The organism is Paraburkholderia sp. J11-2 (assembly GCF_905220185.1).
GTDB lineage: Bacteria > Pseudomonadota > Gammaproteobacteria > Burkholderiales > Burkholderiaceae > Paraburkholderia.
In genome coordinates this window covers 102,944-118,335 of record NZ_CAJMYY010000021.1, presented here as the reverse complement: position 1 = coordinate 118,335, position 15,392 = coordinate 102,944, and the positions used below count along the sequence as shown (strand labels likewise).

The 15,392-nt window shown below is 66.8% G+C and carries 11 protein-coding genes; 4 read left to right on the top strand and 7 right to left on the bottom strand.

Features of this window, described 5'->3' with window-relative positions:
• Window positions 1-35: 35 nt before the first annotated feature.
• Window positions 36-680 (bottom strand): endonuclease III, encoded by a 645-nt coding sequence (gene nth, locus U5A57_RS27225; protein ID WP_321914725.1) that lies wholly within the window; start codon window positions 678-680, stop codon window positions 36-38.
• Between the two features lie 36 nt (window positions 681-716).
• On the bottom strand, window positions 717-1,562 hold the full coding sequence (rsxB, locus tag U5A57_RS27220) for an electron transport complex subunit RsxB (protein ID WP_321914724.1): 846 nt from the start codon (window positions 1,560-1,562) through the stop codon (window positions 717-719).
• 460 nt (window positions 1,563-2,022) lie between these two features.
• Here rsxB and U5A57_RS27215 point away from each other — a divergent pair, with 460 nt between their 5' ends.
• Window positions 2,023-2,655, top strand: a complete 633-nt coding sequence (locus U5A57_RS27215) for a TetR family transcriptional regulator (RefSeq protein WP_321914723.1) — start codon at window positions 2,023-2,025, stop codon at window positions 2,653-2,655.
• A gap of 120 nt (window positions 2,656-2,775) precedes the next feature.
• On the opposite strand, the gene U5A57_RS27210 is transcribed toward U5A57_RS27215, so the two are convergent.
• From U5A57_RS27210 to U5A57_RS27200, 3 genes are all read right to left on the bottom strand, one after another.
• Window positions 2,776-4,083, bottom strand: a complete 1,308-nt coding sequence (locus U5A57_RS27210; RefSeq protein ID WP_321914722.1) for a polyhydroxyalkanoate depolymerase — start codon at window positions 4,081-4,083, stop codon at window positions 2,776-2,778.
• Window positions 4,084-4,309: 226 nt separating this feature from the next.
• Entirely contained in the window at window positions 4,310-6,172 is a 1,863-nt protein-coding gene (locus U5A57_RS27205) for a glycoside hydrolase family 15 protein (protein WP_321914721.1), read from the bottom strand.
• 185 nt (window positions 6,173-6,357) lie between these two features.
• Window positions 6,358-6,507 carry a DUF3096 domain-containing protein gene (locus U5A57_RS27200; RefSeq protein WP_158757331.1) on the bottom strand — a complete coding sequence of 50 codons (150 nt, stop codon included), beginning with the start codon at window positions 6,505-6,507 and terminating at the stop codon, window positions 6,358-6,360.
• A gap of 233 nt (window positions 6,508-6,740) precedes the next feature.
• Here U5A57_RS27200 and U5A57_RS27195 point away from each other — a divergent pair, with 233 nt between their 5' ends.
• Window positions 6,741-8,033 (top strand): lactonase family protein, encoded by a 1,293-nt coding sequence (locus tag U5A57_RS27195; RefSeq protein WP_415774667.1) that lies wholly within the window; start codon window positions 6,741-6,743, stop codon window positions 8,031-8,033.
• Between the two features lie 49 nt (window positions 8,034-8,082).
• On the opposite strand, the gene U5A57_RS27190 is transcribed toward U5A57_RS27195, so the two are convergent.
• On the bottom strand, window positions 8,083-12,546 hold the full coding sequence (locus tag U5A57_RS27190; RefSeq protein WP_321914718.1) for a DNA translocase FtsK: 4,464 nt from the start codon (window positions 12,544-12,546) through the stop codon (window positions 8,083-8,085).
• A gap of 211 nt (window positions 12,547-12,757) precedes the next feature.
• Window positions 12,758-13,429, bottom strand: a complete 672-nt coding sequence (locus U5A57_RS27185) for an META domain-containing protein (RefSeq protein WP_415774321.1) — start codon at window positions 13,427-13,429, stop codon at window positions 12,758-12,760.
• Window positions 13,430-13,619: 190 nt separating this feature from the next.
• On the opposite strand from U5A57_RS27185, the gene purT reads away from it, so the two are divergent.
• Both purT and U5A57_RS27175 read left to right on the top strand, forming a co-directional pair.
• Window positions 13,620-14,843 carry a formate-dependent phosphoribosylglycinamide formyltransferase gene (gene purT, locus U5A57_RS27180; RefSeq protein WP_069265349.1) on the top strand — a complete coding sequence of 408 codons (1,224 nt, stop codon included), beginning with the start codon at window positions 13,620-13,622 and terminating at the stop codon, window positions 14,841-14,843.
• Between the two features lie 135 nt (window positions 14,844-14,978).
• Entirely contained in the window at window positions 14,979-15,386 is a 408-nt protein-coding gene (locus tag U5A57_RS27175) for an MliC family protein (RefSeq protein ID WP_321914717.1), read from the top strand.
• Window positions 15,387-15,392 lie beyond the last annotated feature (6 nt).

Here is a 15,392-nt window from a genome sequence, read left to right as displayed (position 1 = left end):
AACTCGTTATTTTACGCCCGGGGGCTCGCGCTCGCTCAGAGCTCCGGCGGCGGCGTCTTCGGCTTGAACTCGCACAGCGGCTCGATTACGCAATGCCAGCATTCGGGGCGGCGCGCCTTGCACACATAGCGCCCGTGCAGGATGAGCCAGTGATGTGCGTCCTGGAGGAACTCCGGCGGCGTGAATTTTTCGAGCGCGGTTTCGACGGCGCGCACGTCCTTGCCGGGCGCGAGCCCCGTTCGGTTCGCAACCCGAAAGATATGCGTGTCGACGGCGATGGTCGGCTGGCCGAACGCCGTATTGAGCACGACGTTCGCGGTTTTGCGTCCCACGCCGGGCAGGCCTTCGAGCGCCTCACGCGTTTGCGGCACCTCGCTGCCGTACTGCTCGATGAGAATGCGGCAGGTCGCAATGACGTTTTTGGCCTTGGTGCGATACAGGCCGATCGTCTTGATGTAATCGGCAACGCCTTCTTCGCCGAGCGCAAGCACCGTCTCCGGCGTGTTGGCGACCGGAAACATCCTGCGCATGGCCTTGTTCACCGAAACGTCGGTGGCCTGCGCGGAGAGCATCACGGCAATCAGGAGTTCGAACGGCGTGCTGAACTCCAGCTCGGTCGTGGGGTGCGGATTGAGGCTTTGCAGCGTTTCGTAGATGGCGCGGCGCTTGGTGGCGTTCATGCTCGTTGTGCGTGGGGCCTTTGGCAGTGCGATGCGCTAGCGCGCGGGCTTGTCGTCGTCGGGCGCCGGATTCGCTGCGTCCGATGCATTCGACTCGATACCGATACGCTTGCGGCGCGCCTCGGCGGCGTCGATCTGCGCTTGAACATCGGCGCTCACGTGCTCGACGTTGCGCGGTCCCACACCCTGTTCAGCCAGTTCCGCCTTCTTGCGGCGTGCACGTTCGAGTGCCGCCTGGATGATCGCTTTCTTCTTCGCTTCGGCGTCGTCGGCGGAGGGGCTTGCGGGCTGCATGGCGGTGTCTTGCGGTGCCGGGGCGGCAGGCGCGCTCGTGGCCGCGCGGCGTGCCGCGGCGCGCGCTTCGGCCGCATTGCGTTCGGCGGCCTGGCGCGCTGCGCGCCGGTCATGTCGCACGCGGGCTTCGTCGGCCTGCTGTTGTGTCCATGCGTCCCAGCCGGTTGCTTCGCCCGTAACAGGAATCATTGCGATGCAGTCGACCGGGCAGGGCGCGACGCACAGGTCGCAGCCCGTGCACTGATCCTCGACGATCGTGTGCATCTGCTTGGGCGCGCCCACGATCGCGTCGACGGGACATGCCTGCATGCACAGCGTGCAGCCGATGCACAGTTGTTCGTCGATGAACGCCACGGGACGCGGGCGCTCCACGCCGTTGTCCGGATTGATCGGGATGACGGGTTTGCCGAGCAGTTTCGCGAGGCGCTCGACGCCTTCGAGACCGCCGGGCGGACACTGGTTGTAATTGGCGGTGCTGGCTGCCACGGCTTCGGCATAGGGCCGGCAGCCGTCGTAGCCGCACTTCGTGCATTGGGTCTGGGGCAGCAGATCTTCGATGCGATCTGCGAGTGTTTTGGAATCGTTCACGTTCGCTACATCGGGGCGGGGCGGGCGGTGGCGCGACCTTGGGCGCACATGGCCATGCGCAGGGTTACGCGGCTGGCCTGACAGGGCGCACACGCACAGCGCCAAAGCTTGCATTATCGCCGATTTCCCGCATTGCCATCGGCGGGCCATGTGCCATAATCAAAGCGCTTAATGCGAAGCGCTTTGCGGTTGAGGGGGAATCAGTAGACGTAAAAGCGTGGCGCAATGCATGGGCGGCTGGCATGGCGTCTTGCATGAAGCGACAGGGGGAAGAACGGTGTCGGCTCGCAACGACATCAAACAAACAAGAAGGAACGCAAGACCGTAGGTCGGAGGGTGTCTGTCCATTAACCTGGCGCGCCCCGCACAACGTTTGTCGATCCCAGGGCTAGGAGAGGCCCGGCGTGGTACCGCCCGACAACGTAAACCGGACAACGCGGCTTAACGAGATCCTGCCACCATGAATCAGCCAAAAATCAAAAGAGATCCTGAAGGCACACGCCGCCGCATTCTGCTCGCCGCGGCGGAAGAATTCGCCAATGGCGGCCTGTTCGGCGCACGCGTCGACCAGATCGCGCGACGCGCGGAAACCAATGAGCGCATGCTCTACTACTACTTCGGCAGCAAGGAGCAACTGTTCACGGCAGTGCTTGAGCACGCATTCGGCGCGCTCAACGAAGCCGAGCGCGCGCTCGATCTCGCGGGGCTTGCACCCGTCGAGGCGATCACGCGGCTTGCGCATTTCGTGTGGGACTACTATCGAGACAATCCGGAACTGCTGCGGCTCGTGAACAACGAGAATCTGCACGAGGCGCGCTATATGCAGAAGTCCACACGAATTCGCGAGATGATCTCGCCGATCGTCGCGACGCTCGGCTCGATCCTCACACGCGGCGAGTCTGCGGGACTGTTCCGCCCGAGCATCGATCCACTGCGGCTTTATGTGACGCTCTCGGGTATGGGTTACTACATCGTATCGAACCGTTATACGCTGAACGCCACGCTCGGTCGTGACTTCAGTTCGGCTGCCGAGCGCGCGGAAATGATTCAGCTCAACACGGAAATGCTGCTCGCGTATCTGATGCGCAAGTAGCGCAAGCGAAGCGCACGAGATCGTTTCACGCTCCACAAACGCCGCGCGCCGTCCTGGGACGGCGCGCGGGTTGTGCTGCTGGCGCGTACTGTGTGCGCTCGCATGGAGCGCGCGTCTGCGTCAGGCGACAGCGCCTTGTGCGGAGCGGCCGCGGGCAGGCGTTTCTTTGCCCGATTGGCCGGCGCCCTGCTGGTGTTGACGGATGAAATCGCGCAGTTGCGGATAGATGATCGTGCGCCAGCGGCGGCCCGAGAAGATGCCGTAGTGGCCGCACTTCTCGGCGGTCAGATGATGCCGGTTCGCCTCGGGAATGCCCGTGCACAGGTCGTGCGCGGCGCGCGTCTGGCCCGCGCCCGAAATGTCGTCGAGCTCGCCCTCGATCGTGAAGAGCGCCGTGTCGCGAATGTCCTGCGGACGCACGCGTTCGCCGGCCACGTCCCACGTGCCTTCAGCGAGACTGAAATCCTGGAACACAGTGCGGATGGTCTCGAGGTAATACTCGGCGGCCATGTCGAGCACCGCGTTGTATTCGTCGTAGAACTGGCGATGTGCTTCGGCGTCCTCTTCGTCGCCGCGCAGCAGGCTCTTGTAGAAGTCCCAATGCGCCGTAGTGTGACGGCCCGGATTCATTGCGACGAAACCCGCGTGCTGCAGGAAGCCCGGATACACCTCGCGCCCTTCGCCCGGATAGTTGGCCGGCACCGTATGGATCACGTTGTTCGCAAACCAGTCGAGCGAGTGTTCGGTGGCGAGCGAGTTGACGGCGGTGGGGCTGCGGCGCGCGTCGATCGGGCCGCCCATCATCGTCATCGTGAGCGGGGTGTCTTCGCCGCGGCTCGCCATGAGCGAGATGGCCGCGAGCACGGGCACCGTCGGCTGGCAAACGGACAGCACGTGCAGGTTCTTCGCGCCGATATGGCGGATGAATTCCTGGATGTACGCCACGTAGTCGTCGAGATGGAACGCACCGGCTTCGAGCGGCACCATGCGCGCGTCGATCCAGTCGGTGATGTACACCTTGTGGTCCTGCAGCAGGGTGCGCACGGTGTCGCGCAGCAGCGTGGAGTGGTGGCCCGAGAGCGGCGCGCACACGAGCACGCTCGGCTCGTCCTTGAGCGCGGCCACGGCGCCGGTGTCGTCGGCGTAGCGCTTGAAGCGCAGCAGGCGGCAGAACGGCTTTTCGATGATGGTTTGCTCGACGATCGGAATATTGAAGCCGTCCTTCACGATCTGGCGAATGTTGAACTCGGGCTTCTCGTAGTCCTTGCCGAGGCGATAGAGCAGTTCGTAGCCCGCGGCGAAGCGCGTGGCGCCCGGCACGAGTGAAAACGGGCTCGTCGGATTCGAGAACGATTTCGAGGCGGCCTGGGCCCAGGCGGTCAGCGGGCTCAACAACGCACGCTGGAATTCACGGATTTGATAGAGCATGGGCGCTCCGGCATCTTCAAGGAGCGGTTCGCACCCGGGTCGCGCGCGGGTGAGGCGCGGAACAGATGCGGGCCGGCAAGGTTGGTCGGTCAGTCAATCAGGTTGTTTATCGGCCGCCGCCCGGCGGGCTTTAGCGCGGGCGGTACTGTTCTGCGCCTGGCCGTTGTGCAACGCAGCATGCCTAGTGTACCCCAGCTCGCAAAAACGTCCAGGCGCTTTCGAACATTTACGATGCGGATGCAACAGCTGGCTCGGCCGACGCGCCGTCGACCGCCGGATGTCCCGTTTCCTTCGCCATGTCCTGTTCATGCCGCATGAGGTTCAAGCCGGTATGCACGAGCGCCACATGCGAGAACGCCTGCGGGAAGTTGCCGACCAGACGCCCCGCAATGGGGTCATATTCCTCGGCGAGCAATCCCACGTCATTGGCGAGCGAGAGCAGGCGCTCGTACATGCGGCGTGCGTCGTCCATGCGGCCTTGCAGGGCCAGGTTGTCGACCATCCAGAAACTGCACGCAAGGAAGGTGCCTTCCCCGGGCGGCAGTCCATCGTTGAATTCGGTGGTGCGGTAGCGCATCACAAAACCTTCACACATCAGATCGCGCTCGATCGCCGCGACCGTGCCCGCAATGCGAGGATCTGCCGCAGGCAGGAAGCCGACCAGCGGCATGAGCAGCAGGCTCGCGTCGAGGTCGGTGCCGCCGTAGATCTGCGTGAAGGAGTTCAGATCCTTGTTGAAGCTGTGCTCGCAAATGGTCGCGTGTATCGTCGAGCGCAGTTCGCGCCAGTGATCGAGCGGGCCGGGCAGGTCGAATTTTTCCGCCGATTTGATCGCGCGGTCGAACGCGACCCACGCCATGACCTTCGAGAACGTGAAGTGCTGGCGGCCGCCGCGCGTTTCCCAGATGCCTTCGTCGGGCGCGGTCCAGATCGTTTCGAGGTGTTCGAGCATCGCGCACTGGATCGACCACGCGGTGTCGTCGGCCTGCAAGCCGCCCACGCGCGCGAGGTGCAGTGCGTTCATCACTTCGCCGTACACGTCGAGCTGCAGCTGGCCGACTGCGTTGTTGCCCACGCGCACGGGTTTCGCGCCTTCGTAGCCGGGCAGCCAGTCGAGTTCGAATTCGGGCAGGCGGCGCTCGCCGGCGAGCCCGTACATGATCTGCAGCTGCGAGGGCGAGCCCGCCATCACGCGGCCCAGCCACGCACGCCATGCGCGCGCCTCGTCGTAGTAGCCGCCGCGCATCATCGCGAGCAGCGTGATCGTCGCGTCGCGCAGCCAGCAGTAGCGGTAGTCCCAGTTGCGCGTGCCGCCCAGTTGTTCGGGCAGCGACGTGGTGGGCGCGGCGACGATGCCGCCGGTGGGCTCATAGGCCAATGCCTTGAGCGTGATGAGCGAGCGGCGGATCGGTTCGGCCCAGCGGCCTTCCACCGTGCTGCGCGAGGCCCATTCGGTCCAGAAGTTCTCCGTGCGCGCAAGCGCCGTGAACGGATCGCGCGGCGGCGGCAGACGCAGGTGCGAGGCGGCGTAGGAAAGCGAGAACGGCACGCGTTCGCCTTCTTTCACCTCGAACTGCGCGACAGTGTGCATGTTTTCGCCCTCGAGGTCGACCGGCGTGCGCAGCACGACCGTGTCCGGGCCCACTGTCGCCTTGATGCCGCTTTCGTAGGTGAGACGGCTGACCCACGGCACCGAAAAGCCATAGTCGAAGCGCAGCACGAGCTGGCTTTCCATGCGCACGGTGCCGCGCCGCCCCACGACGATACGCACGAGTTCGGACCAGCCGTTGCCGGGCGGCATGAAGTCGATGAGCGTGACCGCGCCCTCGGGCGTTTCGAAATCGGTTTCGAGGATCAGCGTGTCGCCGCGATAGCGGCGCGTGGTCTTGATCTCGACTTTCGCGCCATCAGCGGGCTGGGCGGGCGCGATGAGCCAGCGGCCGTTCTCCTCGGTGCCGAGCAGGGCGGCGAAGCAGGCGCCGGAGTCGAAGCGCGGCCAGCAGAGCCAGTCGATGGAGCCGGCGCGGGAAACGAGCGCGGCCGTGTGGCCGTCGCCGATCAATGCATAGTCTTCAATGGGTGCGGGCATAGTAAGCAGATTGACAGCGTTGCTCGAAAACGAAAGCCGCTCGCCGCGTGCAGGACAGTGCGCGCGGCATGCACGCACAAGAGTAGTGGCAGCGGGGCCGCCTGCGCAATGCGTTTTGCGCGGCAGCACGTGCAAATACTCATCTCGCCGGCGTCAACAAACGTTGGCGAGCGTGACGAGGCGCGTCACAGATGGCCGTTTACGCCGAATAGCCCGATGATCCCGATGATGATCAGATACAGCGCGACGATATAGTTGAGCAGGCGCGGCACGGCAAGAATCAGAATGCCTGCGATGAGCGCGACGAGCGGCCCGATGGCGACGTGAATGTTCATGACGGCTCCCTGATTGCGGCGGGTTTCGATCCTGAGCGTTGATCCCTTTTTCGCTGCGATTTTTCGCGCCTTTTCCGCGCGACTCGTTGCTGCGCGCCGGCGGGGCGGGCGTTTGCGACCTCTCTTATACTGGGCCGGTGTCTCATGTATCAGACGAAAGCGAGACGGGTACGGTCAGCGTCGCGACGAGGGCCGATCCGCTTTACTGCATCGACAAGAAAAAGGAGGTCGACATGTTCCTTCGCCGTGCCGCCGCAAACGCCGTGCCCGCGCCCTCCCGTTCCACTGCCCGTGCGCGCGGACCCGCGCATCTCCGCGCGCATCTCCGCGCACGTCTCCTCAGCCAGCTCATCAAAGGTGTTGTCATCATGGCTTCCGTCGCCGCGACGCATGCGTTCGCGCAATCCGCATCCACGACCGCGTCCGCAGGCGGCGTCTACAACCTGATCGTCGGCACGTATACGGGCGGCAAGAGCGAGGGCCTCTACGTCTACCACTTCAATACGCAAACTGGCGACATGCAGCCGGTCAGCGTAGCGAAGACGGTGAATCCCTCGTTTCTCGTGGTGAGCAAGGACAACCGCTTTGTCTACGCCGTGAACGAACTGCCCGGCGACAACGGTCCCGCCAGCCTGCGCGGCGACGTGAGCGCATTCGGCTTCGACGCCGCGAGCGGGCAGCTCACGTTTCTCAACAAGGTGTCGGCGCAGGGCAACGATCCGTGCTACCTGAGCCTTTCGCCGGATGGGCGCTATCTCTTCGTGGCGAACTATTCGGTCGCGGCCGACCCCGGCGGCAGCTTCGCCGTCCTGCCCGTGCAGCAGGACGGCAAGCTTGGCGAGTCCGTGCTGACCGTGCATCACGAGGGCGGTGGTCCCGTGAAGGGGCGTCAGGACAACGCGCACGTGCACTCGACGGTGTTTTCGCCGGACGGCCACTATCTCTTCACCCAGGATCTCGGCACCGACAAGCTGTGGACCTACCTTTACACGCCAGACGGCAGCCGCGGGCTCGTGAGCCCGACCGAGTGGCGCTATACCGACGTGAAGTCGGGCAGCGGTCCGCGTCACCTGATCTTCGGCAATGACGGCCGTCACGCATATCTCACGAGCGAGCTGACCGCCACCGTGACGGTGTTTGCGTACCACGACGGGCATATGAAGCTCGAGCAGGTCGAGAAGCTGGCGGAGCCGGGCTTCAAGGGCACGCAGGGCGCGGCGGCGCTGCATCTTTCGCCGGACGGCAAGTTCCTCTACGTCTCGAATCGCGGCGACGCCAACGACATCTCGATCTTCGCCGTCGATGGCGCCAGCGGGAAGTTAAAACGCGTGGGGCGCCAGTCGAGCCTTGGCAAGTCGCCGCGCGAGTTCGCGATCGATCCGACCGGGCAGTGGCTCATCGTCGGCAACCAGAACAGCGATACCGTCTACGTGTTCCGCCGCGATCAGCAGACCGGTTTGCTGGAGCCGAACCCGAAGCGCGTCGAGATCGGCTCGCCGGTCGATTTCAAGTTCGTCGCGCGGTAACGCGCGCGTGTGTTGAGTTGAAGAAAAAAGGCGAGTTTCGCGCCTTTTTTTATTCGCCCTGGCCGCCGCCGGGCACGAGCACTTCGCGGCTGCCGTTGATGCCCATCGGCGAGACGAGGCCCGCCGTCTCCATTTGCTCGACCAGACGCGCAGCGCGGTTGTAGCCGATGCGCAACTGCCGCTGCACCGACGAGATCGACGCGCGCCGCGTGCGCACGACGAAGGCCACGGCCTCGTCGTAGAGCGGGTCGGCCTCGGCGTCGGGCGAGTCGCCGAAGAGATCCTGCGGCGCACCTTCGGAAGCCGGGCCGTCGAGAATGCCTTCGACGTACTCGGGCTCGCCAAACTGCTTCAGATACTCCACCACGGCGTGCACTTCCTCGTCGGCGACGAACGCACCGTGCACGCGCTGCGGGTAGCCCGTGCCCGGCGGCAGGAACAGCATGTCGCCCTGGCCGAGCAGCGACTCCGCGCCCATCTGGTCGAGGATCGTGCGCGAGTCGATCTTCGACGACACCTGGAACGCCACGCGGGTCGGAATATTCGCCTTGATGAGCCCGGTGATCACGTCCACCGAAGGACGCTGGGTCGCGAGGATCAGGTGGATGCCGGCGGCGCGCGCCTTCTGCGCGAGACGCGCGATCAACTCTTCGATCTTCTTGCCCGCGACCATCATGAGGTCGGCGAGCTCGTCGATCACGACCACGATCATCGGCAGCGGCGAGAGCGGCTCGGGCGCTTCCGGCGTGAGCGAGAACGGGTTGCCGATCTTCTTTTCGTGCGCTTCGGCGTCGCGGATCTTCTGGTTGAAGCCCGCGAGATTGCGCACGCCCACCGCCGACATCAGCCGGTAGCGCTTCTCCATTTCGCCCACGCACCAGTTGAGCGCGTTGGCGGCGAGCTTCATGTCGGTCACGACCGGCGCGAGCAGATGCGGAATGCCTTCGTACACGGAAAGCTCGAGCATCTTCGGGTCGATCATGATGAGCCGCACGTCCTCGGGCGTCGCCTTGTAGAGCAGCGAGAGGATCATCGCGTTGATCGCCACCGACTTGCCGGAACCGGTCGTGCCCGCGACGAGCATGTGCGGCGCCTTGGCGAGATCAGTGACGATCGGATGGCCGACGATGTCCTTGCCCATCGCGATCGTGAGCTTCGATTGCGAGCGGTGGTACGGCGCCGATTCGAGGATCTCGGAGAGGCGGATCATCTGGCGGCGCGCATTCGGCAATTCGAGGCCCATGCAGGTCTTGCCGGGGATCGTTTCGACCACGCGGATCGACGTGAGGCCAAGGCCGCGCGAGAGGTCCTTCATGAGGCCGACGATCTGGCTTCCGCGCACGCCGAGCGCGGGTTCCACTTCGAAGCGCGTGATCACGGGGCCCGCCGACGCGCCGACCACCGTCACAGGGACCTTGAACTCCTGGAGGCGCTGCTCGATCAGCTGGCTCGTTTCGGCGAGCTTCTGCTCGGAGACCGGCTCGATCTCGGACGACGCGCGCTCGAGCAGTTCGAGCCCCGGCAGTTCGACCGCCGAGGCGCTCAGCGGCTCGAACGCGAACGCCGTGGGCGCGTGGCCGCGTACGGCGGGGCGCTGGACTGCCGGTTCGGGCGCTTCGACGGCTTCGGGGGCTTCGATGACTTCGGGGGCTTCGATGACTTCGGGCTCGGGCTCGAAGGCGGGGCTTGCGGCGCCCGGTTCGGTCGCGACGGCGGGGTAGGGCGCCGCGATCGGTGTGGCAACCGGTACTGCGGGATGCGAAGGGCCAGGCGTGAACGTGGCTTCGGCAGGTGCAGGACGGTATTCCGGCTGCGGTTCGGCGACCCACGGCGGCGTTGCTACGGGTGCCGGCGTTTGCTGCACAGCGGGCAGGGGCGTCGCGTCGAAACCCGGTGCCGGAGTTGCCGGCGCTTCAACTGCCGGCAATGCTTGCGCCGCCGCGGCGTTCGCAAGCTCATGCGCTTCATCGAAAACCGCGGGGTGCTCATCGACGACGCGCGCAACAGGGGCGAAAGACTCGCTCGCCTTGTGCTCTGCCGCCAGCGAAGGCGTTGCGTCGAACGGCGTCGCGGGAGCTGCATGCGCGACGGTGGGCGCGACAGGTGCAGGCGTTGCGCGCGCGGATGTTTCGAACGTGCGGCCGTATGTGCCGTACGCAGATTCGTCGAGGGTCGCCGCCGACGCCGTATCGACAACTTCGGTGCGGGTGCTTGCGTCCAGCGGTTGCTCGTCAACGGGCGCTGCGTGATGCGCAGGCGCCGCGGCCACCTCCGGTTGTGTCTCGCGAACGAAACGGGGCAAGTGCACGATGTTCGCCGCGTCCGATGCGTCGTTTGCATCCTGCGACTCGGCGGGAGCGGGCTGCGACGCTTGTACGCTTGCTGCAACCGGTGTGTGTGCGACTGCGGGTGCTGGCACCGCAACGGGAGCAACTGCCACCTCAGGCGCGGGCGCCTGTTCGTGCACCGGCAACGGCGTGAACGTGTAGAACGGCTCGGCGGCGTGGGTTTCCGTGGGCGCGGCGGCCGACGGTTCGTCGTCGAGCAGGATCCATGGCATGCCGTGATCCAGCGTGGGCCAGGAGGACGGCGTTGCGGCCTCTGCCGCCGCGGCTTGCACAGGCTCGACGCCGGTCGCTGCGCTCAATGCGTCATGCGCGGCTTCGTCCACATGGGTGTGCACCGGTTGCCACGAAGTTGGCATTGCCGTGTCGTCGGCGCTGACCGTCTTCGGCTCGTATGCCGCGGCGCGCTGAATCTCGGAAGGGTAGGGGGCAGCCTTTGCAGCGGGCGTCCAGGGTGTCGACGTGTTGTGCGGCTGCAGCGCGGCGTGCACCTCGTCCAGCGATTGCACGCCCCGGTTCGGCGAGATGGCGTCATCGTCCTGCTGCGTGACTGGTGCGAACGTCGCTTCCATCGATACGCCCGAAGGCGTCACCGGCAGCGCCGTCTTCGACATGTCTGGCGGGGCGCTCGGGAATTGCGCGTGCGCTTCCTCTTCGCCCGCGAGTGTGCCCGCTTCGTCGAGGGTGCGGCGTGCAAGGCTCGCGCCGGCGAGGGACGTCCAGCGTGCGGCGTTTTCTTCGATCGAACGCAACGTTTCGAGCACGCTCATCGACAGCGGCGCTTCCGCTTGCGGCGCGCTGGTGGACGCGGGGCGCGAGTACGTGGGCGTAGCGGGCGGCGTGTCGGCCAGTTGCGAGGTGAACGGCGCGCGTGGCGCAGCCATGGGCGGGCGAGGGTTCACGCGCGCCGGCTGGCCTTGCCAGACGTACGGACGCGGCGGCTTCGCGACGCGGGGCGGCGCTGCGGCCGCGGCGCGCGCTGCCGTGCTGCCTGCCGCGGGCGGCGGCGCCGAGCGGCGCGGCGTGACTGGCTGCGCGAACGGCGAAGTCAGCGGATCGAGCGGCGCCGGCGTCGAGCCGAACGCGGCACTGCGCACGGCGGCTGCTGCCGCAGCGGTACCGGCCGCGAGCGGCGCACCGTGCACCGCTGCCGACGCCGACGCCGTGCGTGCGCCCACGGTCGCGGCGGCCATGGCCGGCCGCGCAAGGCCCGGCTCAGCGCGCCACGGCGCATTGGGTTGCGCGGGGATGCCCGGTGCGCCATGCACGCTCGCCATATCCGAGGCAGTGCCCGCGCCACGCGTTGGCTGGCGGCGCGCGTCGCCAAGCGGCGCGCCTTGCTGCAATGGCATGCGTGGCGGCTCCATCGGTGCTCTCGGCGCAGTTTGCACCGGAGCCGCCGGAGCACGCGTGCCGCGCAGCCAGTCGGCGGCCGCGGTCGGCTCGGTGCGTGCCCATGCCGCGGAAGAATCGGCCGGAGCCCGGAAGCCTGGTTCGGCGCGCCACGGCGCGCTATCCGCAAAAGCGTCCTGCGCGGCGGCCGCGGTCGACGCTGCGCCAAGTCCCGCGGCCATCGCGCCGGCATTGCGCGAGAGATCGCGACCGTCGCGTGCATCGCGTGCATCGCGCGCTTCACGTGCAGGCGGGCGCCAGATCGTCGGCCGCTTGCGCCGTGCGCCGTCGCCGGGCATCGGCAGGTTGACGGTGGCGGCGCTATGGGCGGGAAGTCCCTCTTCGGCGGCGGCGCGGCGACTGCGGCGTTCGCGGCGCGGGCTCTCGTCGGTCTCGCGCGCGGCGCGGATGTTCAGGCCGAGCCCGAGCGAGATGTCGGCCCAGGCGAGGAATTCGCGCCAATGGAAGTCGAGCAGCCACGGCAAGCTCACGAGGAGGAGCGCCGTCATGGCGAGCGGCGCGGCCGCGTGGCCGATGAGCTTGCCGAGCCCGCCCAATAGTGCGTGGCCGAGCGCGTCGAAACCGGCGATGTCGATGAGCGTCGCCTCGAGCGCGCAGCTCGCGACGAGCACACCAAGGAAGCCGAGCCAGAGCCGGATCGTGCCCGGACCGCGCAGGCCCGCGCCGCCGGGCAGCACGGACTTGACGAGACGCCAGATCAGAGGGATGAACCAGACGGCCGAAACGCCGAACCAGCCAGGAACTACCGTGTGCATGCCAAAGATGTACGTAGAGAAGGTGTGCGACGTGTGGAGTGTAACCGCTCGGCCCCTGCGCGCCGCCATCCACTTGAGGACTGTGTTGCGCTCGGCCCGGCGGGCGTTGCGCGCCCGACACGCCAAAGACCCTGCGCACGCTGTTTTGGTTCGCGCGCAACAAAAAAAGAGCCGCGCCGGGCAAGGGCGCGGCGGTTCATGCGGGCAGCGTTCACTGCGCCGGTTTGGCGTCGGAGGCGGCGCCCGGCGCAACGCCGGGCTTGGCCTCGGCGCTTTGCTCGGCGAACGTCAGGCGGTCGCCGTTTTCGAGCACGAGAAAGAGCGATCGCGGAGGGCGCATCTGCACGCCCGAGCGCGCGATATGCGAGAGCGCTTCCAGGTAGGGGCCCTCGATATCGCCGCCCGCGCCGATGCACGCCATGCGCGTGCCGCCGAGCTGGCTGAACGAGAGCAGGCCGTTTTTCAGCGCATAGGCGCCGAAATAACGGTTGCAGCCCGAAAAACCGCTTGCGCGGCGCTGGCCGCTCTCGGTCGAGAGGTCGAGCGTGATGGGGCGGGCAACGGGGTTGTCGGTATTGCTGGCGTCGGCGTTCGGGCCCGGCACGGCGCGCAGCGTGCCGTCGGCGCGCTTCCACTCCGTGAGCTGCCAGTGCGTGTTGTCGAGCAACTGGGTCGTAGCGGGGTTGAACGGATCGGGCAGCGGCGCGGAGGCGTCCGTGTGCACCGGCAGCTTGCACGCGCACACGAGCAGGGCCGCAGCGAGCATCGCCGTGCGCGAGGCCAGCTTGCGCGCGAATACGCCGTGGGCCGGGCGCAGGCGCTGGCGCATATTCACGCGCGGACTCTGGCTCGGCGTCTGGCTGTGCGTCTGGCGGATAGGCATCGCATCGTTCCTCGTAATCGGCGAAGGCGTAAGCGTAACGCACCGCGCTGCAGCATGCGAGCGCAAACGTGCGCGCACAGCGCGTGAAGCGGGTGGCCGCCGGCGGTCCAGAGCGCCTCGCCGCGGCAATGCCGCGTGTTAACATCGGCGCTCTTACGCATTTGCGCCATACCGCCATTCTGGAGACATCATGCAAACCCGCCCCCGCATCGGCACGCCGCTTTCCGCTTCCGCCACCCGTGTCATGCTGCTCGGCGCGGGCGAGCTTGGCAAGGAAGTGATCATCGCGCTGCAGCGTCTTGGCGTTGAGGTGATCGCCGTCGATCGCTATGAAAATGCGCCTGGCCATCAAGTTGCGCATCGCGCGCACGTGATCGACATGGCCGATCCCAAGGCGCTGCGTGCGCTCATCGACGCCGAGCGCCCGCATCTCGTCGTGCCCGAAATCGAAGCGATCGCCACCGACGCGCTCGCCGCCGTCGAAGCCGAGGGCGTCGCCGAGGTGATCCCGACCGCGCGCGCCGCGCAGCTCACGATGAACCGCGAGGGCATCCGGCGCCTCGCCGCCGAGGAACTCGGCCTCGCCACCTCGCCCTACGCGTTTGCCGATTCGCTCGACGAGCTGAAGGCCGGCGTCGCCAAGGTGGGCTACCCGTGTGTGGTGAAGCCGGTAATGTCGTCGTCGGGCAAGGGGCAGTCGGTCGTGCGCAGCGACGCCGACGTCGAGCGCGCCTGGGACTATGCGCTGGCAGGCGGCCGTGTGAATCGCGGGCGCGTGATCGTCGAGGGCTTCATCAACTTCGACTATGAAATCACGCAGCTCACCGTGCGCGCCATCGACCCGGCGAGCGGCCAGGTGCAAACGTATTTCTGCGATCCGATCGGCCACCTCCAGGTGGACGGCGATTACGTCGAATCGTGGCAGCCGCAGCCGATGAGCGCGAAGGCGCTCGAGCGCTCGCGCGAGATCTCACACAAGGTGACTGAGGCGCTGGGCGGCCGAGGCCTCTTCGGCGTGGAGCTGTTCGTGCGCGGTGACGAGGTGTGGTTCTCGGAAGTGAGCCCGCGTCCGCACGACACGGGGCTCGTCACGCTCGCCTCGCAGCGCTTTTCCGAGTTCGAGCTGCACGCGCGCGCGATCCTCGGTCTGCCTGTCGATACGACGGCGCGCGGTCCGGGCGCATCGGCGGTGATCTACGGCGGCATGGACGCGCGCGGCATCGCGTTCGAGGGCGTCGCGCAGGCGCTTGCCGTGCCGGGCGCGGACCTGCGCCTTTTCGGCAAGCCCGAGAGCTTCGTGAAGCGCCGCATGGGTGTTGCGCTCGCTACGGGCGCCGACACCGACGAGGCCCGCTCGCGCGCCCGCGAAGCGGCCGCGGCGGTGCGTCCGGTGCCGGGCGACGCCGCGCAGTGAGTGTGCGGCGAGCGCGCTGCATTGGCCGCGCACAAGGCGGCCGGCGCGCGTGCCGGTTATCGTGTGAGCCAATCCTTCACGCGTGAATGCAAAATGGCGTCACGCGCACGGGCAACGCAACACACGGAGAACACGATGATCGATGCTCGAAGCGGCGCAATCCGCGCAATTCGGATCGGCGGCGCGCTCGCGCTGACAGCCTGTGGTCTCGCGGCCGCGCTGCACCTCGACGTGGCGCACGCGGCCCCGCTCGAAGTGCGCGATATCCAGGTCCAGTCGCGCCACACGTTCAGCTACACCTGCGCGAACGGCAAGAGCTTCAAGGTCACCTATCTCAACGCGGCCAACGGCCAGAGCTTCGCGCTCGTGCCCGTGGAAGGCCGCAAGCTCCTCTTCGTCGGCGTGATCGCCGCCTCGGGCGTGAAGTACGTCGCCGAGCGCTACACCTGGTGGACCAAGGGTCCCGGCGCGGATCTCTACGACGTCACGTCCGACGCGAGCCCGAAGCCGGTGCTCTCCGGCTGCGCGACGATCATGCGCTAACGCCGC